Raw genomic sequence first — 20,848 nt, 5'->3', positions numbered from 1 at the left:
CGCCGGACGGCTCACGACAACCACCGCTTCCGCCGCCGGTAGTGCTTGACATCGCGGAACGAGCGGGCCGCGCCCTCCGCGCCGAGGCCCAGGTAGAACTCCCGGATGTCCTCGTCCTGGAGCAGCTCCTGGGCGGGCCGGTCCATGACGATCTTGCCGGTCTCCAGGACGTAGCCGTGGCCCGCGATGGCCAGCGCCATCGTGGCGTTCTGCTCCACCAGCAACACCGTGGTGCCCTGCCGGTTGATCTCCACGATGATGTCGCGGATCTGCTCCACCATCTTGGGCGCCAAGCCCAGGCTCGGCTCGTCCAGCAGGAGAAGCTTGGGCTCCGACATCAGCGCCCGGCCCACGGCGAGCATCTGCTGCTCGCCGCCGGACAGGTAGCCCGCCGTACGGCCCCGGCGTTCCTTGATCACCGGGAACAGTCCGTAGACGCGGTCCAGGTTCTCGGCGAGCGCGCCCGCGTTGGTGTGCGCCCCCAGCCGCAGGTTTTCCTCGACGGTCAGCTCGGCGAAGATGCGCCGCCCCTCCATGACCTGCCGCACGCCGAGGCGGACGACCCTGGTCGGGGGCAGTTCGTGGATGGGGCGGCCGTCGAGCAGCACCGACCCCTTGGTGACCTCGCCGTCATGGACGTCGAGCAGTCCGGAGATCGCGCGGAGCAGCGTGGTCTTGCCCGCTCCGTTCGCGCCCAGGAGCGCGACGATCTCTCCCTCGGGGACCTCGAGGCTGACGCCTCGCAGGACCAGGATCACATCGTGGTAGACGACCTCGAGATTCCGAACACTCAGCATGAGCGCCGTCCGGTGGTTGTTTCCAGCTCGGCTCAATGTGAGAGAGTGTGACCCGCATCTCACCGTGAGACAAGAGCGGGTTTTGTCCCGCCCGTATCTCTTTGATAACACCCCGTCGACCTCACCTGCCAGGCTGGTCCTCATGCTCGATGTCAAGAGGCTCGTCCTGCTCAGGGATTTGGCGGACTACGGCACAGTCACCGCGGTGGCCGACATTCACCAGGTCACGCCCTCGGCGGTGTCCCAGCAACTCCGGGCGCTGGAGACCGAGACCGGTGCGGCGCTGCTGCACCGGGAGGGTCGCACCGTGCGGCTCACCGCCGTCGGAGCCGCGCTGGCCCGGCAGAGCGAGCACGTTCTGGCCGAGCTGGAACGGGCCCAAAGCATCGTCCGCTCGCTCGGTGACACGGTGGTCGGCGAGCTGCGGGTGGGCTTCTTCCCGAGCGCGCTCGTGCCCGTCGCCGCCCCCTTCGTCGCGGCGCTCGCCGAACGCCATCCCGGACTCCGGCCGCGGATCACCCAGGCCGAGCCCGAGGACGTGGTCCCGATGCTGAAGCGGCGTGACCTGGACGTGGCGCTGCACTACCGCTACCTGCACCTCGGCACCCCGGCTCCGGAGGGCCTCACCGTACGGCCCCTCTTCGACGACCCGCTGGCCATGGCGGTCCCCGAACGCCTCCGCCCGGCCGTCGAACAGGAGGGACCGGCCGTCCTGCGCGACGAGAAGTGGATCACCACGGCGGCGCCGAGCAGCTGCCGGGACGTGACCTTGCACGCCTGCCACAGCGCCGGCTTCACCCCGGTGATCGAGCACGAGTACACCGATCTGGCCGCCGCGCTGGCGCTGGTCGGGCTGGGGCTCGGCGTGACGATCCTGCCGGGGCTGCTCTGCGGGAACCCGCCGCCGGGGGTCGCGATCATCCCCATGCCGGGGAAGGGCCGTACGACCGAGGTCCTGATCCGTTCGGGTTCGGACGACCATCCCGCGGTCGCCGCCGCCGTGTCGGTGCTCGAAGAACTCGCCGCCGACCGCCGCGACCGCTAGGACCCGGCCGGCCTCCGTGCGGCCTCCGCGCGGCCGTCAGCTCCGTCCGCGCGCCACGTGGGAGACCTTGCGCCCGATGACGAGGTAGGCCAGCACGACGCCGGCGGCGTTGAGGATCACATCGTCGATGTCGAACGCCCGGCCCTGGACCAGCAGGCCCTGGGTGGTCTCGATCGCGAGCGAGATCAGCCCGCCCACCACGAACAGCCGCAGAGGCCCGCGCAGCCGGGTCGACACGATCGGCAGCAGGATCCCGAGCGGCGCGAGCAACATCAGATTGCCGCCGAGCTGGATGAGCGCGTCCCGGGCCGGCTGGTCGAGGTAGAAGCGCAGCGACCGGCCCGGATCGGTGTTGCCGCCCGCCTGCCCGTTGTCGTGGATCGGGGTGAGGGTGAGCTGGAACGCCACGTACGAGAAGACGGCCAGGACGCCGAGCGCGGCCACCACCGCCAGGCACCGCAGCGCGGTGACCAGCCACCTGGGAAGTCCTCGGGTCGCCGGAGCCTCGTGCAGCTCCACCTCAGTGTCCACGCGCACCGCTCGATCACCCGTCACGGTGATTCTTTGCCCTACCGCATCCCGGGTATTCCGGTCTCTTTGCCGGATCGGGAAGGAGCCCAGGTCAGGAGATCCAGCCGTTGGCGCGCGCTTGGTCGAGCGCCAGGTCGGCCTCCCGGTCGTCGAGCATCTCCAGCCCGCGGACAGCCCAGAACCGCAACGACTCGTCCAGGCTCTCCAACTGGCTGCGGAAGACGTCCAGCGCCTGTGGCGACCGCGCCTCGGCGATGAGCTCCAGCAGCCAGCAGCGCAGCCCGGGATCGTCCCGCTCCGCCGCGAACTCCGCGATCAGCTCGTCGACGTACGCGTCGGCGTGCTCGCGGAGAAAGTCGAACGCGTCCTCCTGGACCTTGGGGTCCTTCTTCCGCATGAGCTCCATGGCCTGATCAAAACGTCGCCGCGACATGCTCCCGAGCCTAGAGCCTGCCACCGACACGGAAGGTGTGTCCAGGGGCGCCGGCGAGCGGTGCGCGGCAGGTGGTCGCCGCCTGTGGTTATAGTGCTTGTGCAATATGAAGCGTGTGCAACTATCTCATATGCGGCTAGTTGCGTACGCTTCGGATGTTTCTATCGATGGGGATGAACAGCATGAGTTTGGACACCCAGGCCTCCTACGCCGTTCACCGGAACGGAGGGCCTGCGACGGCCGAGGATCTGGCGCCGCTCGCCTTCGCCGGGTACGCCCACTTCACCGCCATGCAGGTGCGCGGAGGGCAGGTGCGCGGTCTCGACCTCCATCTGGAACGTCTGCGGACCGCCTCGATGGAGATGTTCGGTGAGGCTCTGCCCGACGACCAGGTGCGGTCCTACCTGAAGTCCGCGCTGGCGGACGGACCGGCCGACCTCTCGCTCACGGCGACGGTCTACTCGTCGGCGGGCGAGTTCACCACGGCCGTCCGGGAGCTCCAGGTGCTGGTCCGTACCGCGCCGCCCGCCTCCGGGCCGGAAGGTCCGCTCTCGCTGGCGATGGTCGAGCACGAACGGAACCTCCCGGCCGTCAAGCATGTCGGCGAGGTGGCCAAGACCTACTACCTCCGCCAGGCCGGTCAGCAGGGCTTCGACGACGCCGCGTTCGTCGACCGCCGAGGCCGGCTCAGCGAGGCGACGATCTGGAACCTGGCTTTCTGGGACGGCGCGACCGTGGTGTGGCCCGTGGCCGAGATGCTGCGCGGTGTCACCATGGGCATCGTCCGGCGCAGGCTCAGGCGCATGGGCGTCCCCCAGCGGGACCAGGAGATCACGTTCACCGACCTGCCCTCGTTGACCGGCGCGGTCGTCATGAACTCATGGACGCCCGGCGTCCCGGTTCACCGGGTCGGCGCCGTGCCCTTGCCCGAGGCGCGCTCCTTCGTGGAGCTCCTCCACAAGGCCTACCAGGCCGAACCGCTCACCTCCCCGTAGCGGGAGCGGCCCCGACCTCCACGCGCAGTTGCGCGAGACTCCGGGAAAGCAGCCGTGACACGTGCATCTGGGAGACCCCGATCTCCTCCGCGATCTGGGACTGGGTGCGGTTCCCGTAGAAGCGCAGCAGCACGATGCGCCGTTCTCGCGCGGGCAGCCTCGCCAGCGCCGCCTTGAGGGCCTCGCGATACTCCACGACGTTGAGCTGCTCGTCCTCGTACCCGAGCAGGTCGGCGTAGGCGAGACCCTCGTCCTCTTCGCCGGCCGGCTGGTCGAACGACCTGGTCTGGTAGGCCTCCCCGGCGGCGATCGCCTCGATGACCTCCTCGGGATCGCGGCCGGTGTGCTCGGCGAGCTCGCTGACCCTGGGGGAGCGGCCCAGCCGCTGCGTCAGGTCTGCCCGCGCCTTGTTGAGCTCGTTGCGCAGTTCCTGGATGGTGCGCGGCGGCCGGATCGCCCATCCGCGATCCCGGAAGTGGCGCTTGATCTCGCCCAGGATCGTCGGTGTCGCGTACCCCTCGAACGGGATGCCCCGGCCCGGGTCGAACCGGTTGACCGCCTTGACCAGACCGACCATGCCGACCTGCTGGAGGTCCTCCTTGAGCTCGCCGCGCTGGGCGAACCGGCCGGCCAGCCCCCGCACCAGCGGCAGGTACTGCTGGAAGATCTCCTCACGGATCCGCCACCACTCCGGGTGGCCCTCGGGATACCGGCGCAGCCGCCGGAACAGCTCCAGCTGGTCATCGGCCGCCCGGTCATCGGCTGTGCGCTCGTCCACAAGCAGGTCCGCGGTCAGCGTCACGTCGCTCCTCTTCCTAGCTCGACGATCTGTCTGATTTGTCCGCCGAGCATCCCCCCGTGAACGTTTTTGAATCCACGCCTCCGTCGCCGGCCGCTGATATCTGCGTCACACCGCTTGGCTCTTGCCTCCCATGCCTCACCCAAGTGTTCGTCAAGTCTGATCACGCCTGATGTGCGGTGCTGGGGCCGGGGTAGTGGTGTTCTCGTGAACCAGCCAGCGCAGCAGAGGAGCCCGCACTGGTATCCGCTGAGCCTGAGCACGCCCATGATGGGCCATGTGTTCGGCGGGCAGGCGATCGTCGACCGGTTGAAGCGCTCGCCGGCGCCCCGGCCGGGCCGGATCGCCGAAGCGTGGGAGGTCAGCGACGTTGACGGGCACATCGGCGAGGTGAACGAGGGTCCGCTCGCGGGTGAGTCCCTGCGCTCGCTGATGCTGAAATATCCCGAAGAGGTCATGGGTCCCGGATGGAGCGGCGACCGTTTCCCGATTCTGACGAAATTCATCGACGCCACGCGCTCCCTGCCCGTCCACCTGCACGCCGACGACGAGGACGCCCGGACGCTGGAAGGCGAGCCCAACGGGAAGACCGAGGCGTGGCACATCCTGGAAGCGGCTGCCGGCGCCACCGCTCTGGTCGGCGTCAAACCGGGAGTGGACGCCGCCACGTTGCGTGACGCCCTGGTGCGGGGCGACTACGACGCCGTGATGCGGCGCGTGCCCGTGCGTGCCGGCGAGACCATCTACGTGCCTGCCGGGACGTTGCACAGCTTCGGCCCGGACACCTTGGCGTACGAGATCGAGCAGACCTCGAACATCCAGCGGTCGGCCATGCCGTGGCGCATCGAAGACGGCTCCCGGCTCCCCGAGAGGGAATGGGAGAAGAACCTGGACATGCTGCTCGCCGAGTGGAAACCGGAGCCGCGCCCGGACTTCCATCCAGGTCTGTCCCTCCCCGTCGGCCACGACGGCGAGCGGGTCATCTGCTGCGCCGGCCCTTACTTCGCGCTCGAAAGGTGGCGCGCCGCTGCGGGCGCGACCGCCCGGGGTTCTTTCGGCACTGCCGTCATTGTGAGCAACGTGGGTTCCGCAGTGGAGATCGCCGTGGACGAGTGGCGGGGCAAACTCGGTCCAGGACGGAGTCTGCTGATGCCCGCAGCCCTGGGAGAGTTCCGGATCGCCGGGCCTGCGGACGTTCTCCTGGGCTACCTTCCTGACCTCGTATCCGACGTCGAAAGGCCCCTGGCAGCCGCCGGGTACGGGCCCGACGTGATCGCCACCCTGCATGAGGGGCGCTCATCGCATTAGGGCCGCTAATCGTGCAATGAGAACTTCGCCATTGATCTCCTTGGCGGCGGTCGCCACAATCGCTCTCGTGAAGTTAGGGCAGGGCTCGGCTGCAATTCTGAGTGGCCGTTTCGCAGTCGGCCATCTAGACGAAAACCTATTCGCTGCCCTATCCGCGGTGCGCAATGCTGGAATGCCGACGGCGTGCCACGCGTCCCCACCGATCCCGGGCCTCCTCCAGGCTGCGCGTGATTCCGGCGACTGACCTGGGCACGGACGACCCGCAACACATCGACTCCGTCCGACACCGAACGAAGTCGTCCGAAACGGAGCGAATTCGTCCGGCGGGGAACGTCGAAGGCGTCGAGTGGATTCAATGCAGTGTCGCCCGGATCAGGATTCGCCGTGCCGTTCTCGACGGGCGCCCGGGGCAGGCATCTGTGGAACGCGGATGTTCCACCATGGAGCTTCCGCAGGAAGGGACAGCATGGAACTTCGTGTGGTCGAGGCGTTCTTCGCCGTGGCCGACGAACTGCATTTCGGAAGGGCGGCCGCGCGCCTGGGGGTGACGCAGGGCAGGGTGAGCCAGATGATCCGTTCGCTGGAACGTGAGATCGGTGCGGCGCTGTTCGTGCGCTCCAGCCGGCAGGTCGAGTTGACGGTGCTCGGTGAACGGTTCCACACCCAGGCACTGGCGGGCTACGAGCAGCTCATGGGCGCCCTCCGGGACTCCCGCGAGGCGGCGACCGTCGTCGGAGGCCGGTTGCGGATCGGCTTCCTTCCGGGATCGGGCGGCTACATCGCGCCGGTGGTGGCGGCTTTCGAGGAGCGCCATCCCGACTGCAGCGTGGAGGTCGGCTCGGTCCCGCTGCCCGCCGCGCTGATTCCCTACGACCTCCTCGCGTCGGGGGAGTACGACATCATCGTGGGCTGGGCCCCTTGCGGCGATCCGAAGGTGGTGACCGCCGCCGGCCTGACCGTCGGCTCCACGTTCATCAGCACGCCCCGCGCGGTCGTCGTCCCGGAGGGGCATCCGCTGACCACGTTCGAGACCGTGACCTGGGACGATCTGGTGGACTACGAGCTGCTCAACCCGAGCAACACCGTCCGCCCGGAGATCCGGGACCTGTGGACGCAGCGTTCGACCCCGTCCGGCCGGGCCCTCCGCTACACGGCCGACGACCTGCTCACCATGGGCGGCGGCCGGGAACGCACGGTCGAAGACCTGCTGTTCCTGGTCGCCAGGGGGCGCGGCCTCTACGTCAGCATCACCGCGCTCATGGACCATTTCCCGCAGCAGGGCCTCGCGCTCATTCCCCTGCGCGACGCGGCGCCCAAGCATCTGGTGCCGATGTGGATGACCGCCGCCGAGACCGCCACGATCCGGGCCTTCGCCGAGGTCACCGCCGCCAACCGCCCCCAAGGGGTGGAGATGCAGATCATCGAGCAGGGCGAATGGGAGACCGACTGCCATCCCTGCTGACAGGTGATCATGCTCGGTGCTTTACCGCTTCCGGCCCCTCCCTTGGACCGCGTCCGGGAATCAACGAGGCGTCCGTTCCTCGAGCCCGCCAGGGAGCCCTTCCATGACCGACGACTTCGTCCTCGACGTCAGCCGAATCCGCGAGCAGGTCCGCCAGAAGATGGACGCCGGGCCGGTCACCGGCACCTACGGGCACCGGACGGACCGCGTCATCGAGGTGCTCAACGACGTCGTCGCGACCGAGGTCGTCTGCTGGCTGCGCTACACCCGTCACGCGATCTGCGCCACCGGCATCGACCGCGCGCAGGTGACGGCCGAGTTCACCGAGCACGCCAAGGAGGAGATGCACCACGCGCTGCGCGCGGCCGAGCGGATCAGCCAGCTCGGCGGGTCGCCCGACTTCGATCCCGCCAAGCTCGCCGAACGTTCCCACACCGACTACACCACGCCGCCCGACAGCGACCTGACCACCATGCTGCGCGACAACCTCGAAGCCGAGCGCATCGTCATCTCCACCTACCAGGAGATCATCCGGTGGCTGGGCGACGGCGACCCGACCACCCGCCGGCTGATGGAGTCGATCCTGGAGGAAGAGGAGGAACACGCCGACGACCTGGTGGACCTCCTCGGCATCTGACGCCTAGCGGCTGTTCGGAGTGGACGGCACGTCCGCCGGTGAATCAAGGGAGGCGAGGTAGGCCGCGACCGTGCGGCCGGCGGTGAGGAGCGGCTCGGTGGAGCGCAGTGCCCGGGCCAGGGTGAACGCTCCTTCGAGTGCCGTGAGCACGGCGAACGTCACGTTGCGGGCTTCGGCTTCGGGCAGCCCGCGCCCGGTGAAGTAGCGCACGCCCTCCTGCACCCAGTGCTCCATGACCTCCGCGGCGACCTCACGCAGGACGGGCTCGGTGTCGGCGACCTCACCGGTGACGGAGCCGACCGGGCACATGTTCGCCCAGCCGGTGGTGCGCATGTCCTCAGCGGCCGCGGCGAAGGCGGCCTCCACTCCGGTCGCCAGATCCTCGTGCGCATCGAGCAGCAACGGCAGCAGCTGGATGTAGGCGTTGCCCATCTGGCGCAGTGCAGCCGCCGCGATCTCGCGCTTTCCTCCGCGGAAGTGGTGGTAGATGGAGCCGGTCGGCGCCTGCGCGGCGCGAGCGAGCTGGTTGACGCCCGTGGCCGTGTATCCCTGCACGCGCAACAACTCCGCCATCGCGAGCACGATCCGCTCGTCGGTTTTCATGGCACCATGCTAGAACAGTCTCTCTAGAGAGATCGTTCTAGTAAGGAGGACGCCATGCGGAACGTCGAGGTGCCAGGAGGGATCCTGGAGTACGACGAGGCCGGGTCCGGCCCCGCGGTGGTCCTGCTTCACGGGTTGCTGATGGACCACACGGTCTGGGACCGGGTCCTGCCGCTCCTGCCGGAGGGCTTCCGGTATGTGCGGCCCGTTCTGCCGCTGGGGTCCCATCGCAAGGCGATGAAGCCGGGCACCGACCTCACACTGCGCGGGCAGGTCGACCTGGTCGCAGACTTCCTCGACGCCCTGGACCTGCAGGACATCACCCTGGTGCACAGCGACTGGGGCGGGTCGCTGTTCCTCACCGCCTACGGCCGAGACCAGCGTGTCGCCCGGCAGGTGATCCTGCCGTGCGAGGCGTTCGACAACTTCCCGCCCGGCCTGCCGGGCAAGCTGCTCACGGTCGCGGTCCGGCTCCCCGGCGGACTCCAGTTCGCCGCCCGCCAGCTGCGCATCCGCTCCCTTCGCCGGCTGCCCATGCTGTTCGGACAGATGGCGCGCCGACCGGTACCCGACGACCTGATCCACCGCTGGACCGAGCCGGTCCTGCGTGACCCCGCCGTACGCGGCGACCTGCTCGCCTACTGCCGCAGCCCGTACAACGGGCACGAGCTCATCCATGCCACCCGGCAACTATCCCGGTTTACCGGTGAGGCACTCGTGCTCTGGTCACCCGACAACCGCGTGATGCCCCCCGAACACGGCCGCCGCCTGGCCGATCTCCTGCCCGCCGGGCGGTACGCCGAAGTACCCGGGGCCTACGTGCTGTCGATGCTGGACGAGCCCGAAATCGTGGCGAGCGAAATCGGACAATTCCTCACCTCGACGTCCACGCAGTAGGCCTGCGTTCAGGCTGCCAGGTCGGCGAGGCGGGGCGGGTCCGCCCCCTGTTTGCGGCAGGTTTCGGCGGCGACGTCGGAGGCGAAGGTCAGCGCCCTGATGAGCAGGTCGGGGGTGAGGTCGGCGAGACGTTCGCGGAGGGCTCCGCCGGTGTGGAGGCGGTAGAGCAGGCCGGCGGTGAAGGCGTCACCGGCGCCGACGGTGTCGACCGGGGTGACGGGCCGGGCGGGGACCTGGAAACGCTGCCCGTCCAGGGAGGCGTAGGCGCCGTCGGCTCCGCAGGTGATGACGACGAGGCGGACGCCGTCGGCGTGCCAGTCGTCGCATGCCTGCGGCAGGCTCGCTCCGGGGCGCAGCACGGCCAGGTCGTCGGAGCTGAGCCGGAACACGTCGGCGGCCGAGGTCCAGCCGGGCAGCAGGCGGCGGTACCGTTCGGCGGGGACGATGCCGGGGCGGATGTTGGGGTCGATCGAGATCGTCGTCGTGGTGCGGCGTTCGTGCAGCAGCTTTTCGATCAGTGGACCGCTGGGCTCCAGCGCCAGGGCCAGTGACCCGGCGTGGACGCAGGCCGCTTCGGAAGGTGTGGCCGCGGCGAGCTCCTCGGTGGTCCATTGGAAGTCGGCCGTGCCGTTGGCGTAGAAGGAGTACTGCGCGTGGCCGTCCCCGTCGACGGCCGCCAGCGCCAGCGTCGCCTGTTCGGCGGCGGTGACGGCCCGGGACAGGTCGACGTCGGAGTCGCTGAGGTAGGCGCGGAGCAGGTCGCCGAGCGGGCCGGCCGGGATCCGGCCGGCGAAGGTGACGGGTGCTCCGAGCCTGCCGAGCGCGACGGCGGTGTTGGCAGGCCCGCCGCCCGGGCGCACTCGCAGGTCGAGTGCGCCCGGCGTGGGCTGGTGGGCGGGCACGAAGGTGTCCGCCACGGTCTCCCCGATGACCGTGATCATATTTGGACGGCTCCGGTCATGATCGCGACAACATCCGACATCGTATGGTCTGACGGCTTCACCACGCCCGCGCGGCGGCCGAGCCGCTGGATGTGGATCCGGTCGGCGATCTCGAACACGTGCGGCATGTTGTGGCTGATCAGCACGACCGGCAGGCCGCGCTCGCGCACCTTGCCGATCAGTTCCAGCACCTGGGCGGACTCCTTGACGCCCAGCGCGGCGGTCGGCTCGTCCATGATGACGACATGGCTGGCCCACGCGGCGGCGCGGGCGACGGCGACACCTTGACGCTGCCCGCCCGACAGGTTCTCCACCGCGCCGCCCATGGACTGCAGGCCGATGTTGAGCTCGGCCATATGCCGGGCTGAGGCTGTCTTCATCGCCGGCTTGTCGAGCATCCGGAACACGGTGCCGAGCACGCCCTTGCGGCGCTTCTCGCGGCCCAGATACAGGTTGCTGGCGATGTCGAGGGCGGGAGCGACGGCCAGGTTCTGGTAGACGGTCTCGATGCCCTGGCGGCGGGCGTCCAGCGGCGACTTGAAGTGCACCTCCTTGCCGTCGAGCCAGATCTGTCCCTCGTCGGGACGGGCCGCCCCGGTCAACGCCTTGATCAGGGAGGACTTGCCGGCGCCGTTGTCGCCGATGACGGCCAGCACCTCGCCGGGCAGCAGGTCGAAGTCGCAGCCGTCCAGCGCGGTGACGGGCCCGTACCGCTGGACCAGACCACGCGCCTTCATGACCGGTTGGACCAAGCCGGTCTCCTCGTTCGTCCCGGCTTCCTGGGTCGCCGATTGTTTCTCGTCTGCCGCTGGTTTCTGGTTCATCGCTGGGACCTCTTGCGGGAGAGCTGGTCGACGGTCACCGCCAGGATCACCAGGATGCCGGTGATGAGGATCTGGTAGATCGACGGCACCCCCATCAACTGGAGGCCGTTGCGGATGACCCCGACCAGCAGCGCGCCGATCAGCGTTCCGATGACCAGGCCGCGCCCGCCGAACAGGGACGTGCCACCCAGCACGACCGCGGTGATGGAGTCGAGGTTGTCGGTCTGGCCGGCCTTGGGGTCACCGACGCCGGTGCGGGCGATGAGCAGCAGCGCCGCGATCCCGTACACCGCGCCGGCGATCGTGTACACGGCCAGCAGGCGGCGCCGGACGGGGATGCCGGTGAGGCGGGCGGCCTCAGGGGCGTTGCCGACGGCGTACACGTGCTTGCCCCAGGCCGTCTGGCCGAGGATGTAGGCGAACACCGCGAACAGCACCAGCATCAGCACCGAGCCGTAGGTGACGTCGGTCCTGCCGAGCGGGAAGGTGTTGCCGAGCGCGGTCAGCTCTGAGGGCAGCCCGCTGATGGTCTGCTCGTCGGAGTAGATGTGCGTGAGCGCGAACGCCACGTTGAGCATGCCGAGGGTGACGATGAACGGCGGCAGCGACACCCGCGTGACCAGCAGCCCGTTGATGAGGCCGAACGAGGCGCACACCGTGATCCCGGCGGCGATCGCCAGCAGCGGCGGCATCCCGGTGTCCACGGCCAGCTTGGCCATGACGATCCCGCCGAACGCCATGATCGCGCCACAGGACAGGTCGATCCCGGCGGTCAGGATGATCAGGGTCTGGCCGATGGCCAGGGTGCCGACGACCATGACCTGCTGGATCACCAGGGCCAGGTTGCCGCCCGACAGGAACTGCGAGGACTGGGTGGTGAAGAAGGCGCACGCCAGCAGGAAGGCCACGATGGGCCCGATGGTGGAGCCGGCGGGGATCGCCAGCCGCGGGGAGACGGCCCGCAGCCGGCTGGCGACGGAACTGGCTGGGGATGAGGTCACGGTGCTCACCCCCAGCAGTTCTGCAGGCCGAAGGCGGTGTCCTTGGCCTCCACGCCCGGCACCGACTTGTCGGTGATCAGAGTGACGCCGGTGTCGGTGTAGCCGGTGGCCTTGGTGCCGTCCTTGGCGAACTTGGCGACGGCGTCCACGCCCAGCGAGGCCATCTTCAGCGGGTACTGCTGCGAGGTCGCGGCGATCTGGCCGTCCTTGACGCCCTTGACGCCGGTGCAGCCGCCGTCGACCGAGACGATCAGCACCTTCTTCTCGAGCCCCTTGGCCTTGAGTGCGGTGTAGGCGCCGAGCGCGGCGGGCTCGTTGATGGTGTAGACGATGTTGAGGTCGGGCGCCTTCTGCAGGCAGGTCTCCATCGCGCTCTGCCCCTTGGCCTGGTCACCGGCGGTGTCGGCGGCGCAGACGACCTGGGGCGCGGTGACGGCCTTGCTGGCCTTGGCGTCGACGTTGGCCGCGCCGAAGCCCTTGAGGAAGCCGTTGTGGCGCAGGATGCCGACGCTGACGCCCGGCGCGAGGTCGAGCATGGCGATCTTCGGGGTGGTGCCGGCGGACTTGGCCTTGGCGTACTGGCCGATCAGCTCACCGGCCTTGAAGTTGTCGGTGGCGAACAGCGCGTCGGTGCCGTCCTGCGGATCGGTCGGCGTGTCCAGCGCGATGACCAGCACGTCCTTGGCACGGGCCTTGGCGATCGCGGGGATGATCGCCTTGGTGTCGCTCGGGGTGATGAGGATGCCCTTGACGCCCGCCGCGACCATGTTCTCGATCGCGGTGACCTGGCTCTCGTTGTCGCCGTCGAACTTGCCGGCGGCGGTCATGAGCTGCAGGCCGTCGGCGGCGGCCTGCTTCTGCGCGCCCTCGCGCATCTTGACGAAGAACGGGTTGGTCTCGGTCTTGGTGATCAGCCCGACCTTGGGGGTGCCGCCGGAGCCGGACCCCTTCGAGCCTTCACCACAGGCGGCTGCGGTGAGCGCGAGCGCTCCGATCGCGGCGAAGGCGATGCCTCTGCGGATCATGATTTCTCCTCGGAGATGACGGGGTTTCGCCCCGGGTTTGCGTGGCGTTATCTTGCTCACACGAAAACGTTCGCGCAAGCGTTTGCGCAAACGCTTTGATCAAGGAGTCCAGTATGGCCACGATGGCCGATGTCGCACGTCAGGCCGGAGTTTCGATCTCCACGGTGTCGCATGTGATCAATGGGACCCGTTTCGTGGCCGACCCGACCCGGCAGAAGGTCCTGGCGGCGATCGAGTCGACCGGCTACATCCAGAACACCGTCGCCCGCTCCCTGGTCACCTCCAGCACCAAGTCGATCGGGTTGGCGATCTCGGGCATCTCCAACTTCTACTTCGCCGATCTGGTCGCGGCGCTGGAGGCGCAGGTGCGGCTCGCCGGCTACACCCTGCTGCTCACCGACACCCACGACGACGCCGAAGAGGAGCTGAAGGTCGTGCAGGCGCTGCACCAACGGCGAGTCGACGGGATCCTCCTGGCCACCCAGGCGCACGGGCCCGGGTCAGCCGCGCTGCGATACCTGGACGAGCTGAGCATCCCCACGGTCCTGGTGGACCGGTGCGCCTCGCCCCGGTTCGACCAGGTCGGCAGCGAGAACATCGAGTCCAGCGCCCACCTTGTGGTGCATCTGGCGCAGCTGGGACATCAGCGGATCGGCATCGTCGCCGGCCGGGAGGGACTGATGACCTCCACCGAACGCTTCAAGGGTTACCAGGCGGGCCTGGCCCGCTCCGGACTGGCGTTCGACCCGGCGCTGGTCGGGCTGGGACAGTCCAACGACACGGCGGCCGAGGCGGCCGCCCTGGAGCTGATGGACATGCCCGACCCGCCGACGGCCCTGTTCGTGGCCAACAACCACATGACGATCGGGGTGATGCGGGCGCTGGACAAGCGCGGGATACGCGTCCCGGACGACGTCGCCCTGACGATGTTCGACGACTTCGAGTGGGCGTCCATCTTCCGGCCCAGGCTGACCGCGATCGCCCAGCCGATCGGGGAGATGGCGACCCGCTCCGTCCAGCTGCTGGCGGAACGGATCGCCGACCCCGACCAGCCGCCGCGCACCGTCCGTCTCAAGCCCCGTTTCATGCACCGCGACTCCTGCGGCTGCGTGCGTTAGGCGAGGCGAGGGCCGCCCCTACCGGCTGGGAAATCCCGATCGGCCCGCAGGCCGCCCGGCCGTCTGGGACAGCGCCCAGCTGCTGGAGGTGGTCGCCCTCGGGCAGGCGGTGGCGGTGCGTTCACCTTGCCGGTCGTCGGGCTGGCTGTGCGGCGGGTCCGGCGCCGAAGGTGTCGGCGCATAGTTGTGCGAAGTGGTTGAGGCCCGGCAGATTCAGGGTCCAGCCGAGCAGCGCCCACCCTAGGTGGAGATGCCCGGCGGCGTGGGCCCAGGCGGCGACGCCTTCGGCGCGGGTGCCGTCGGCCCGTTCGTAGGCCATGCGGCGAATGCCGTCGGGATGATCTTCGGCAGGGCGTACCGTCAGGGCGGTCGGGTGGCGTTGGAGGATCCAGGCCGCCACTGGAGAGCAGCGGTCGCAGTCGCCTGCGATCCAGATGACGGCGGGCTGCATTCCGGGGAACGGGCGCAAGCGGGGCAGCCAGGGTCGGACGGCGCTCCGGTAGGCGATCCACGCGGTGCCGTATCTGGTGTGCAGCTGTTCGTTCTCGTGCCAGGCGGCGAGGCCTGCGCCGTAGGAGAGGGCCACGACGGCCGCGATGAGGAAGCGCACGTCCAGCATGCCCAGGATCAGGTACGCGGCGGCCATGCTTGTCTGCATGGGGTTGCGGACGTAGGCGTACGGGCCGGTGGTCACCAGGCGGGCCGGGGGATCGTAGGGGAGGGGCGTGCCCCGTCCGGTCCGCGCGAACTCCCAGACCGCGGCTGCGACCAGCGCCCCAGGGGCGATCATGAGTTGGGCCGCCAAGCCGAGCGCCCAGCCGGGACGGTCGGGCACTCGGCTCAGCGCGGTGGGCAGCGCGACCATGAGGCCGGTCGCCAGCACGGCCTGCAGGAGCACTCTGAGCATGAGATGACGTCCGGTGACCGTCCAGTGCGCCAGGAGCAGCCCTGGCACCAGCGCCACGGCGGCCGCGACCGCCTCGCCGGTCAGCCAGGAGTTCCCGAGCAGCAGGACCGGCTCGCCTAGCGGCATCACGGCAAGGTCGATCCAAATCGCCAGGCCCACGACCAGCGGCAGTGGCAGCCGGCGAAGGGCCTGCACGGCCACCCCGCCCCACAGGACGGCCCAGCCGAGCAGCAGGTCGAGCGGCACGCCCCCGAAGGTGCCGCCTTCTGCGGCGAACGACCACCAGCCGGCCTGGATCGCCAGGACGTTCACCCCGGTCAGCGTCACCGCGTTCCAGGAGATGGCCAGGATCAGGGCCGCGATCTCCCCAGGCGTCGGCGGCCGGTATCGGAGCAGGCCCATCAGCACCAGGACGGGCACGAACAGCGCGACGCCGCGTACCAGAGCCGGATCCATCACGGCGCCGTGAACGTCTCGGCCAGGTAGGCGGCGGCATCGCGCATGGCGTGCTGCTGCACCGGGCTGAAGTACCAGGCCGGGTCGAACGTACGGGAATAGCGCAGGGTGACGCTCAAACGGGCACTGTGCCAGCTGAACTCGGCCTCTCTGAGCTCAAGCCAGCGGGCCAGCGTGGTGTCCTTGGTGATCGCGAAGACGACCCGGCCGGTCTCGCGCCGGACGACCTTGAGCTCCATGGTCCGAGGTTCGGGGCGGGCGTCGATCCCCAGCGACTTGCGCGGCGTGAAGGTGATGAGGCGGGTGGCGCCGATGTCGAGGCCGGTGCCGTCCGAGCGGACGGGCTTGGGGAACTTGAGCCGCAGCAGCCGCGACCGGACCGGGCCGAACTCCGGCGCGGCGGCCACGGACCGCTCGACGTCGGTTCCGGCGGCTGCGGTCCTGGTGACCGTCACCTCACCGCCGCGCGGCAGGCCGACGGCGGTGCCCTCGGCGGCGAGCAGCAGCGGCACGATCAGCAGGGCCTGCATGCCGCGGCGCCGTCCGGCCCAGTCGGCGAACAGCCCCACGAACGCGCCCACCAGGTAGAACAGCGGAGCAGCGATGATCAGGCAGACGACGCCCTCGCCGAGCAGGGGCCCGGCGAGCGCGAGGCCGACCGTGATGGTCGCCATGATCGTCCCGAGCGTGCTGCGCGGCCGGGCCGTCTGCACGACGGTGAGCGCGATCAGAGCGGGAATCCCGACATAGAACAGCGCGGTCTGCTCCAGCCCGCCCGCCTTGAGGATCTTGTAGGCCAGGATCGCGGCGAACAGTGCGGCCACGACGGCGAGCAGGGTGCGCCGCGCGGAACGCTGCCGTCCAGGTTCCGGAACGACCATGGCTTCTCCAGTCTTAACCGAACGATTTAATCAAGTGATTAAACCGTACGATGAAGAAGGCAGGCCCGGTTGTCAACCTGGAAGCGGCGAGGATGAGCAAGCACAACAGTGCGGAGACCAAGGAGCGGATCCTTGCGGCGGCCGCGCACACCCTGCGCACCGAGGGCTACGCGGGCACGAGCGCGCGGACGATCGCCAAAGCGGCCGGCTGCAACTCGGCGCTGATCTTCTACCATTTCGGCGGCGTCGACCCCCTGCTGCTCGCCGCGCTGGATCGTTCGTCGCAGGAGCGCATGGCCGCCCACCGGGAAGCCGTCGCCGGTGCCAGGACCCTGGAGGAGCTGGTCGAGGTCGCCACCGGCATCTACCGGGCGGATCTTGAGGGCGGCCACATCACCCTGTTCTCCGAGCTGGTCGGGGCCAGCATCGCGCGTCCCGAGCTCAAGGAGGAGATCGTCACCAGGTCAGAGCCCTGGATCGAGTTCGTGGAGGAGACGCTGGAGCGAGTGATCGGCGGCTCTCCGCTGGCCAAGCTGATGCCGCCCCGCGACCTCGCCTACGCGGCGATCACCTTCTACCTCGGCGTCAACCTGTTCACTCACCTGGATGCCGACCGAACCCGCACCGAGTCGCTGTTCAACCTGGCGGCGCGGGTGGCGCCCAGGGCGAAACTCCTCACCATGCGCCTCCCGCGCCGCAAACAGAAGCCCGCGGAGTAGCGCCGGTTCGGCGTTGCCGCGGCGGGCGCGGTCGTTCACATCCTTACCGCACCAGCAGCCACCGCTACGGCACCAGCAGCCACCGCCCCCGCTGCCCGCCGCCGGCGACCTTGTCGTAGGCCGTGGCGGCCTCGGCCAGCGGCACCCGGCCGGCCACCCGCAGCTCCAGGACGCCTGACGCCGCCAGCCCGAGCAGCTCGGCGAGCCTGGCGCCGTCGGGCTCGACGCTCAGGATGCCGACGTCGATGCCCCGCTCGGACGTCGCGGGAGACGCCGAGATCACGCCGACGAACGCCCCGCCGTCGCGGACCGCGCCGAGGGCCGCCGCGTGCAGGACCGCGCCGTCGAGCACGGCGTCGAACGACGGCCCCGGCACCTGTGTGACCAGGGCGCGAGCCCCGGCCCTCAGTACGAAGGCGCGGTCGGACTCGCGCGCCAGCCCGGTGACGGCCCAGCCGGCGTGGGCGGCCAGCGCGACGGCGTACCCGCCCACGGCACCGGCGGCGCCGGTGACCAGCAGGGTCCGCCCGCCGGCAGGGCCGAGCCGGTCCACCATCTGCGCCGCGGTCAAGGCGTTGAGCGGAAGTGAAGCGGCAGCGACCGGATCGAGACCACTGGGCAGCAGCGCGGCGGCCGCCGCCGGGACCACGGTCTCTTCGGCGTGCGCGCGGACCGGGGCGGTGAAGTCGCTGTGTGCGGCGGCGACCGCATCGCCGCCCGAGAAGCCGGTGACCCCGGCACCGGTCTCGGTGACGACGCCGGTGAGGGACCAGCCGAGACCGGCCGTGCCGGTGAGCCCGAAGATCGCCCGAGCCGGTCCGCCGGCGAAGAGGGTATCGACGGGATCGACCGATGCCGCCGTGACGGCGACCCGCAGGTCGCCGGTTCCCAGCGGGGGCAGCGTCACCTCTTCGAGGGTCGGAGCGGGGGCGTCGGGCTTGGACACCAATGCGAGCGTCATCAGGGATCTCCTTTGAACGGATGGCCCTGCTAACGATCGGTGACCTACTCTCTATTGGGAAGACGGCACTGTGAAGTGGTGTAGGCACCCAGAGGTAGGCCATGGACATGATCCCTGCTGACGCGCGCTTCGATGCGTTTGCCGCGTCCTGCCCCAGCCGCCGGCTGCTCGACACGATCGGCAACAAGTGGGCGAGCCTGGTGATCGTGGCACTGGGCCTGGAGGGCCGGATGCGCTTCTCCGAGCTCTCCACACGCATCGCGGGCGTGAGCCAGAAGATGCTGACCCAGACCCTGCGGGGACTCGAACGAGACGGGCTGCTGATCCGCACCGTGACCCCGTCGGTGCCCGTCCGCGTGGACTACGAGCTCACGCCGCTGGGCCTGTCCCTGCTGGACCCGATTCGCCACCTCAAGGAGTGGGCCGAAGCTCACATGGCCGAGGTGGACAAGGCTCGCGAGGAGTACGACCGCGACACCGCCTGATGCCCCGGCGGCCCGGCGGCCCGTCACACGATCTCGCCGTTGGCCCGTGCCCGATAGAGAACTTGGCGAGCTTCGCGGGAGCCGAGGTTTTCCAGTCCCGCGACCGCCCAGTCCCGCAGCGACTCGTCGGCTCCGTGCAGTTGTTCAGCCAGCAGGGGCAAAGCGCGCTCAGAACGTGCCTCCCCGATCAATTCCAGCAGCCAGCAGCGAGGTCCGTGAGCGTTGTCCTCCTGCTGGAACTCGGCGATGAGTTCGTCCAGATGGTCGGCCGCGTGCGGAAGCAGGAGCTGGAAACCCTCCTCCTTGAGCTGAGGGTCGTGTTTGCGCATCAACCGCATTGCCTCACGAAAGCGCCTGGTCATGCCATCAGTCTCCACGGTTGGGAAGACGATCGGGGCTTACGGCGAACTATGGGGGACAGTCCGGCCGCTACCCCCTTGGAAAGGTTCTCTATGACGGAGAATGTGACGTGACCGCCGAGGTCGGTGAACGCGTGTCCGACACCGAGCTGGTGGACCGGTTCCTGCGGAACCCCGAGTCGTTCACCGCGGTTCACGAGCGGTACTTCCGCGACATCTACCGCTACGTGGCCGGTCGCCTGGACGTCCAGGAGGCGGAGGATCTCGCCGCCGAGACGTTCTGCATCGCCTTCGAGGATCGCGACCGGTTCGACCCGGATCGCGGCAGCCTGCGGGCGTGGCTGTTCGGGATCGCCACCAACCTGGTCGCCCGGCACCGGCGCGCCGAGGCCCGGCGCTACCGGGCCCTGGCCCGGACAGTGCTCGGTTCCAACGCCGTCGACAGCCATGAGGACCGCGTCCTCACCTCGGTGTCGGCCGCGCGGATGCAGCCGGCACTGGCGAAGGCGCTCACCGGGTTGTCGCGGGGCGAACGCGACGTCGTGCTGCTGATCGCCCTCGCCCAGCTCAGCTACGACGAGGTCGCGCAGGCGCTCGGCATCTCCCAGGGCACGGTGGGCTCCCGGCTCAGCCGCGCTCGCAAGAAACTGCACAAGGCGATCGGAGAGGAGAATGCGCATGGATGAGATGCGACTGCTCAGCACGCTGCTGGCGGAGCCCGAACCGGATCAGGAGGTGGTCGACCGCAGCATGCGTGTCCTTCGGCAGAGGATGAACAGTCCGGCTCCCCTCCGCCGCAGGATCGTCCGACCCGCGATCATCGTGGGCACGGCCATGGTTGCGGCGACCGCGGCGGTCGCGATCGCGACCCTCCCGGAGGAGCACCCCGCCTCGCCGCACAGCCCGCCGTCGACCGCGGCGCTGGACGGACGCGCGGTGCTCATGGCCGCGGCCGCCACCGCCGAGAAGAAGCCCGCGGGTTCAGGCACCTACTGGAAGATCACGCAGGTGCACACGAGGCTCGATGGCTCCAGGAGCACCGGGATCACCTGGACCCGACGCGACGGCCAGTCGTGGATCAGCCTCAAGCCCGGCCTGATCAGCAAGGTTCCGGCCGAGGGCAGGGCGTGGACGACCAGGTTCGGTCTCAGCTTCGACCGGCTCGCTGACCTGCCCACCGACCCGGCCCGGCTGAAGGCCGCGCTCGCCAAGATAGAGCCTGCCACCACCGACGAGCCGGCGCCCCCGCGCACCTCCGACGAGGAGGCCGGTCACATGCTCGGCAAGCTGATGGAGCTGATCAGCGCGGCACCGGCTCCGCCGAAGGTGCGCGCCGCCGCGTTCCGGGCCCTGGCGTCACTGCCGAACGTCAAGAGCACGGGCAAGGTGAAGGGCGGGTACAGCCTTGTGTTCGCCTACGGCAGTGGCGGCTCCAAATTCATCGTCGATCCCGCCACAGCCCAGATGAGCGCCGAGGGCTTTGCCGTGTCCCGCGACGGTCGTCAAAGCATGGGAGGCACAGCGAGGACGAGCGAGTGGACCGACAGCCTGCCCAACGCGAAGCTCGTCCCCATCGAGGAACAGGCATCCCCGGTCGAGCGTAGGAGTGCCCGGCCCACCCCTTCCCCGACCAAATGACGCCGGCCGCGGGCCCGCACGATCCG

Annotated in this window: 24 protein-coding genes; 11 read left to right on the top strand and 13 right to left on the bottom strand. The window is 69.5% G+C overall.

Going from position 1 to position 20,848, the window contains the following annotated elements:
• Positions 1 to 11: 11 nt before the first annotated feature.
• Positions 12 to 797 carry an ABC transporter ATP-binding protein gene (locus tag F8566_RS28520; protein WP_151564923.1) on the bottom strand — a complete coding sequence of 262 codons (786 nt, stop codon included), beginning with the start codon at positions 795 to 797 and terminating at the stop codon, positions 12 to 14.
• Between the two features lie 142 nt (positions 798 to 939).
• On the opposite strand from F8566_RS28520, the gene F8566_RS28515 reads away from it, so the two are divergent.
• Complete coding sequence (locus tag F8566_RS28515; protein ID WP_192809898.1) at positions 940 to 1,842, top strand: LysR family transcriptional regulator; 903 nt, start codon at positions 940 to 942, stop codon at positions 1,840 to 1,842.
• A 36-nt stretch (positions 1,843 to 1,878) separates the two neighbouring features.
• On the opposite strand, the gene F8566_RS28510 is transcribed toward F8566_RS28515, so the two are convergent.
• Positions 1,879 to 2,373: a VanZ family protein gene (locus tag F8566_RS28510; RefSeq protein ID WP_151564921.1), complete on the bottom strand. Its 495-nt coding sequence runs from the start codon at positions 2,371 to 2,373 to the stop codon at positions 1,879 to 1,881.
• Between the two features lie 91 nt (positions 2,374 to 2,464).
• Positions 2,465 to 2,779, bottom strand: a complete 315-nt coding sequence (locus F8566_RS28505; RefSeq protein WP_225993608.1) for a HEAT repeat domain-containing protein — start codon at positions 2,777 to 2,779, stop codon at positions 2,465 to 2,467.
• A gap of 209 nt (positions 2,780 to 2,988) precedes the next feature.
• On the opposite strand from F8566_RS28505, the gene F8566_RS28500 reads away from it, so the two are divergent.
• Entirely contained in the window at positions 2,989 to 3,801 is an 813-nt protein-coding gene (locus F8566_RS28500) for an aminotransferase class IV family protein (RefSeq protein WP_151564920.1), read from the top strand.
• Here the strand turns inward: F8566_RS28500 and F8566_RS28495 are convergent.
• On the bottom strand, positions 3,788 to 4,531 hold the full coding sequence (locus F8566_RS28495; RefSeq protein WP_404800358.1) for a SigB/SigF/SigG family RNA polymerase sigma factor: 744 nt from the start codon (positions 4,529 to 4,531) through the stop codon (positions 3,788 to 3,790). The two genes, F8566_RS28500 and F8566_RS28495, sit on opposite strands and share 14 nt — an antisense overlap.
• 276 nt (positions 4,532 to 4,807) lie before the next feature.
• On the opposite strand from F8566_RS28495, the gene F8566_RS28490 reads away from it, so the two are divergent.
• The 3 genes from F8566_RS28490 to F8566_RS28480 all read left to right on the top strand — a co-directional run bounded on the left by F8566_RS28490 (position 4,808) and on the right by F8566_RS28480 (position 8,007).
• The gene (locus F8566_RS28490) at positions 4,808 to 5,908 is read left to right on the top strand and encodes a class I mannose-6-phosphate isomerase (RefSeq protein WP_225993607.1); all 1,101 of its coding nucleotides are present in this window, start codon (positions 4,808 to 4,810) and stop codon (positions 5,906 to 5,908) included.
• Positions 5,909 to 6,374: 466 nt separating this feature from the next.
• The gene (locus F8566_RS28485; RefSeq protein WP_192809897.1) at positions 6,375 to 7,370 is read left to right on the top strand and encodes a LysR family transcriptional regulator; all 996 of its coding nucleotides are present in this window, start codon (positions 6,375 to 6,377) and stop codon (positions 7,368 to 7,370) included.
• A gap of 103 nt (positions 7,371 to 7,473) precedes the next feature.
• A complete protein-coding gene (locus F8566_RS28480; RefSeq protein WP_151564917.1) occupies positions 7,474 to 8,007 on the top strand; it encodes a ferritin-like domain-containing protein in 534 nt (177 codons plus the stop codon).
• Between the two features lie 3 nt (positions 8,008 to 8,010).
• Here F8566_RS28480 and F8566_RS28475 read toward each other — a convergent pair whose 3' ends face one another.
• Positions 8,011 to 8,610, bottom strand: a complete 600-nt coding sequence (locus F8566_RS28475) for a TetR/AcrR family transcriptional regulator (protein WP_151564916.1) — start codon at positions 8,608 to 8,610, stop codon at positions 8,011 to 8,013.
• A gap of 54 nt (positions 8,611 to 8,664) precedes the next feature.
• Here F8566_RS28475 and F8566_RS28470 point away from each other — a divergent pair, with 54 nt between their 5' ends.
• Positions 8,665 to 9,507, top strand: coding sequence for an alpha/beta fold hydrolase (locus F8566_RS28470; RefSeq protein WP_151564915.1), 843 nt, complete (start codon positions 8,665 to 8,667; stop codon positions 9,505 to 9,507).
• An 8-nt stretch (positions 9,508 to 9,515) separates the two neighbouring features.
• Here F8566_RS28470 and F8566_RS28465 read toward each other — a convergent pair whose 3' ends face one another.
• Genes F8566_RS28465 through F8566_RS28450 form a run of 4 tightly spaced genes read right to left on the bottom strand, consistent with a single transcriptional unit; the run spans position 9,516 to position 13,298 of the window.
• Entirely contained in the window at positions 9,516 to 10,448 is a 933-nt protein-coding gene (locus F8566_RS28465; protein WP_151564914.1) for a carbohydrate kinase family protein, read from the bottom strand.
• A complete protein-coding gene (locus F8566_RS28460) occupies positions 10,445 to 11,272 on the bottom strand; it encodes an ATP-binding cassette domain-containing protein (protein WP_151564913.1) in 828 nt (275 codons plus the stop codon). Before F8566_RS28460 ends, F8566_RS28465 begins: the two co-directional genes overlap by 4 nt.
• Entirely contained in the window at positions 11,269 to 12,273 is a 1,005-nt protein-coding gene (locus tag F8566_RS28455; RefSeq protein WP_225993606.1) for an ABC transporter permease, read from the bottom strand. Before F8566_RS28455 ends, F8566_RS28460 begins: the two co-directional genes overlap by 4 nt.
• Positions 12,274 to 12,278: 5 nt before the next feature.
• Positions 12,279 to 13,298 carry a sugar ABC transporter substrate-binding protein gene (locus F8566_RS28450; protein ID WP_151564912.1) on the bottom strand — a complete coding sequence of 340 codons (1,020 nt, stop codon included), beginning with the start codon at positions 13,296 to 13,298 and terminating at the stop codon, positions 12,279 to 12,281.
• Positions 13,299 to 13,411: 113 nt separating this feature from the next.
• On the opposite strand from F8566_RS28450, the gene F8566_RS28445 reads away from it, so the two are divergent.
• Positions 13,412 to 14,416 carry a LacI family DNA-binding transcriptional regulator gene (locus F8566_RS28445; RefSeq protein WP_151564911.1) on the top strand — a complete coding sequence of 335 codons (1,005 nt, stop codon included), beginning with the start codon at positions 13,412 to 13,414 and terminating at the stop codon, positions 14,414 to 14,416.
• A gap of 121 nt (positions 14,417 to 14,537) precedes the next feature.
• Here the strand turns inward: F8566_RS28445 and F8566_RS28435 are convergent, their stop codons facing one another.
• On the bottom strand, positions 14,538 to 15,779 hold the full coding sequence (locus F8566_RS28435) for a methyltransferase family protein (RefSeq protein WP_151564910.1): 1,242 nt from the start codon (positions 15,777 to 15,779) through the stop codon (positions 14,538 to 14,540).
• Entirely contained in the window at positions 15,779 to 16,660 is an 882-nt protein-coding gene (locus tag F8566_RS28430) for a hypothetical protein (protein WP_151564909.1), read from the bottom strand. The genes F8566_RS28435 and F8566_RS28430 overlap by 1 nt, the downstream gene beginning before the upstream one ends.
• A gap of 92 nt (positions 16,661 to 16,752) precedes the next feature.
• Here F8566_RS28430 and F8566_RS28425 point away from each other — a divergent pair, with 92 nt between their 5' ends.
• Positions 16,753 to 17,379, top strand: coding sequence for a TetR/AcrR family transcriptional regulator (locus tag F8566_RS28425; protein WP_151564908.1), 627 nt, complete (start codon positions 16,753 to 16,755; stop codon positions 17,377 to 17,379).
• A gap of 64 nt (positions 17,380 to 17,443) precedes the next feature.
• On the opposite strand, the gene F8566_RS28420 is transcribed toward F8566_RS28425, so the two are convergent.
• On the bottom strand, positions 17,444 to 18,340 hold the full coding sequence (locus F8566_RS28420) for a zinc-binding dehydrogenase (RefSeq protein ID WP_151564907.1): 897 nt from the start codon (positions 18,338 to 18,340) through the stop codon (positions 17,444 to 17,446).
• Positions 18,341 to 18,447: 107 nt separating this feature from the next.
• Between F8566_RS28420 and F8566_RS28415 the strand changes: the two genes are divergently transcribed.
• Positions 18,448 to 18,825, top strand: a complete 378-nt coding sequence (locus F8566_RS28415; protein ID WP_225993605.1) for a winged helix-turn-helix transcriptional regulator — start codon at positions 18,448 to 18,450, stop codon at positions 18,823 to 18,825.
• Positions 18,826 to 18,848: 23 nt separating this feature from the next.
• Here the strand turns inward: F8566_RS28415 and F8566_RS28410 are convergent, their stop codons facing one another.
• Entirely contained in the window at positions 18,849 to 19,187 is a 339-nt protein-coding gene (locus tag F8566_RS28410) for a HEAT repeat domain-containing protein (RefSeq protein ID WP_151564905.1), read from the bottom strand.
• Positions 19,188 to 19,294: 107 nt separating this feature from the next.
• Here F8566_RS28410 and F8566_RS28405 point away from each other — a divergent pair, with 107 nt between their 5' ends.
• Positions 19,295 to 19,870 carry an RNA polymerase sigma factor gene (locus F8566_RS28405; protein WP_151564904.1) on the top strand — a complete coding sequence of 192 codons (576 nt, stop codon included), beginning with the start codon at positions 19,295 to 19,297 and terminating at the stop codon, positions 19,868 to 19,870.
• On the top strand, positions 19,863 to 20,822 hold the full coding sequence (locus tag F8566_RS28400; RefSeq protein ID WP_151564903.1) for a CU044_5270 family protein: 960 nt from the start codon (positions 19,863 to 19,865) through the stop codon (positions 20,820 to 20,822). The genes F8566_RS28405 and F8566_RS28400 overlap by 8 nt, the downstream gene beginning before the upstream one ends.
• Positions 20,823 to 20,848 lie beyond the last annotated feature (26 nt).

It is taken from the genome of Actinomadura rudentiformis, from assembly GCF_008923185.1.
Taxonomy (GTDB): Bacteria; Actinomycetota; Actinomycetes; order Streptosporangiales; family Streptosporangiaceae; genus Spirillospora; species Spirillospora rudentiformis.
Note: the sequence above shows the minus strand (reverse complement) of the source record. Positions and strands in the feature narration are given on the sequence as shown.

Excerpts from the sequence above, each read along its gene's own strand:
- F8566_RS28465 (WP_151564914.1), bottom strand. The coding sequence starts at position 10,448 with ATGATCACGGTCATCGGGGAGACCGTGGCGGACACCTTCGTGCCCGCC.
- F8566_RS28435 (WP_151564910.1), bottom strand. The coding sequence starts at position 15,779 with ATGGATCCGGCTCTGGTACGCGGCGTCGCGCTGTTCGTGCCCGTCCTG.
- F8566_RS28520 (WP_151564923.1), bottom strand. The coding sequence starts at position 797 with ATGCTGAGTGTTCGGAATCTCGAGGTCGTCTACCACGATGTGATCCTG.
- F8566_RS28400 (WP_151564903.1), top strand. The coding sequence starts at position 19,863 with ATGGATGAGATGCGACTGCTCAGCACGCTGCTGGCGGAGCCCGAACCG.
- F8566_RS28470 (WP_151564915.1), top strand. The coding sequence starts at position 8,665 with ATGCGGAACGTCGAGGTGCCAGGAGGGATCCTGGAGTACGACGAGGCC.
- F8566_RS28485 (WP_192809897.1), top strand. The coding sequence starts at position 6,375 with ATGGAACTTCGTGTGGTCGAGGCGTTCTTCGCCGTGGCCGACGAACTG.
- F8566_RS28505 (WP_225993608.1), bottom strand. The coding sequence starts at position 2,779 with ATGGAGCTCATGCGGAAGAAGGACCCCAAGGTCCAGGAGGACGCGTTC.
- F8566_RS28430 (WP_151564909.1), bottom strand. The coding sequence starts at position 16,660 with ATGGTCGTTCCGGAACCTGGACGGCAGCGTTCCGCGCGGCGCACCCTG.
- F8566_RS28425 (WP_151564908.1), top strand. The coding sequence starts at position 16,753 with ATGAGCAAGCACAACAGTGCGGAGACCAAGGAGCGGATCCTTGCGGCG.
- F8566_RS28460 (WP_151564913.1), bottom strand. The coding sequence starts at position 11,272 with ATGAACCAGAAACCAGCGGCAGACGAGAAACAATCGGCGACCCAGGAA.
- F8566_RS28420 (WP_151564907.1), bottom strand. The coding sequence starts at position 18,340 with ATGACGCTCGCATTGGTGTCCAAGCCCGACGCCCCCGCTCCGACCCTC.
- F8566_RS28475 (WP_151564916.1), bottom strand. The coding sequence starts at position 8,610 with ATGAAAACCGACGAGCGGATCGTGCTCGCGATGGCGGAGTTGTTGCGC.
- F8566_RS28450 (WP_151564912.1), bottom strand. The coding sequence starts at position 13,298 with ATGATCCGCAGAGGCATCGCCTTCGCCGCGATCGGAGCGCTCGCGCTC.
- F8566_RS28500 (WP_151564920.1), top strand. The coding sequence starts at position 2,989 with ATGAGTTTGGACACCCAGGCCTCCTACGCCGTTCACCGGAACGGAGGG.
- F8566_RS28410 (WP_151564905.1), bottom strand. The coding sequence starts at position 19,187 with ATGACCAGGCGCTTTCGTGAGGCAATGCGGTTGATGCGCAAACACGAC.
- F8566_RS28480 (WP_151564917.1), top strand. The coding sequence starts at position 7,474 with ATGACCGACGACTTCGTCCTCGACGTCAGCCGAATCCGCGAGCAGGTC.
- F8566_RS28445 (WP_151564911.1), top strand. The coding sequence starts at position 13,412 with ATGGCCACGATGGCCGATGTCGCACGTCAGGCCGGAGTTTCGATCTCC.
- F8566_RS28415 (WP_225993605.1), top strand. The coding sequence starts at position 18,448 with ATGATCCCTGCTGACGCGCGCTTCGATGCGTTTGCCGCGTCCTGCCCC.
- F8566_RS28515 (WP_192809898.1), top strand. The coding sequence starts at position 940 with ATGCTCGATGTCAAGAGGCTCGTCCTGCTCAGGGATTTGGCGGACTAC.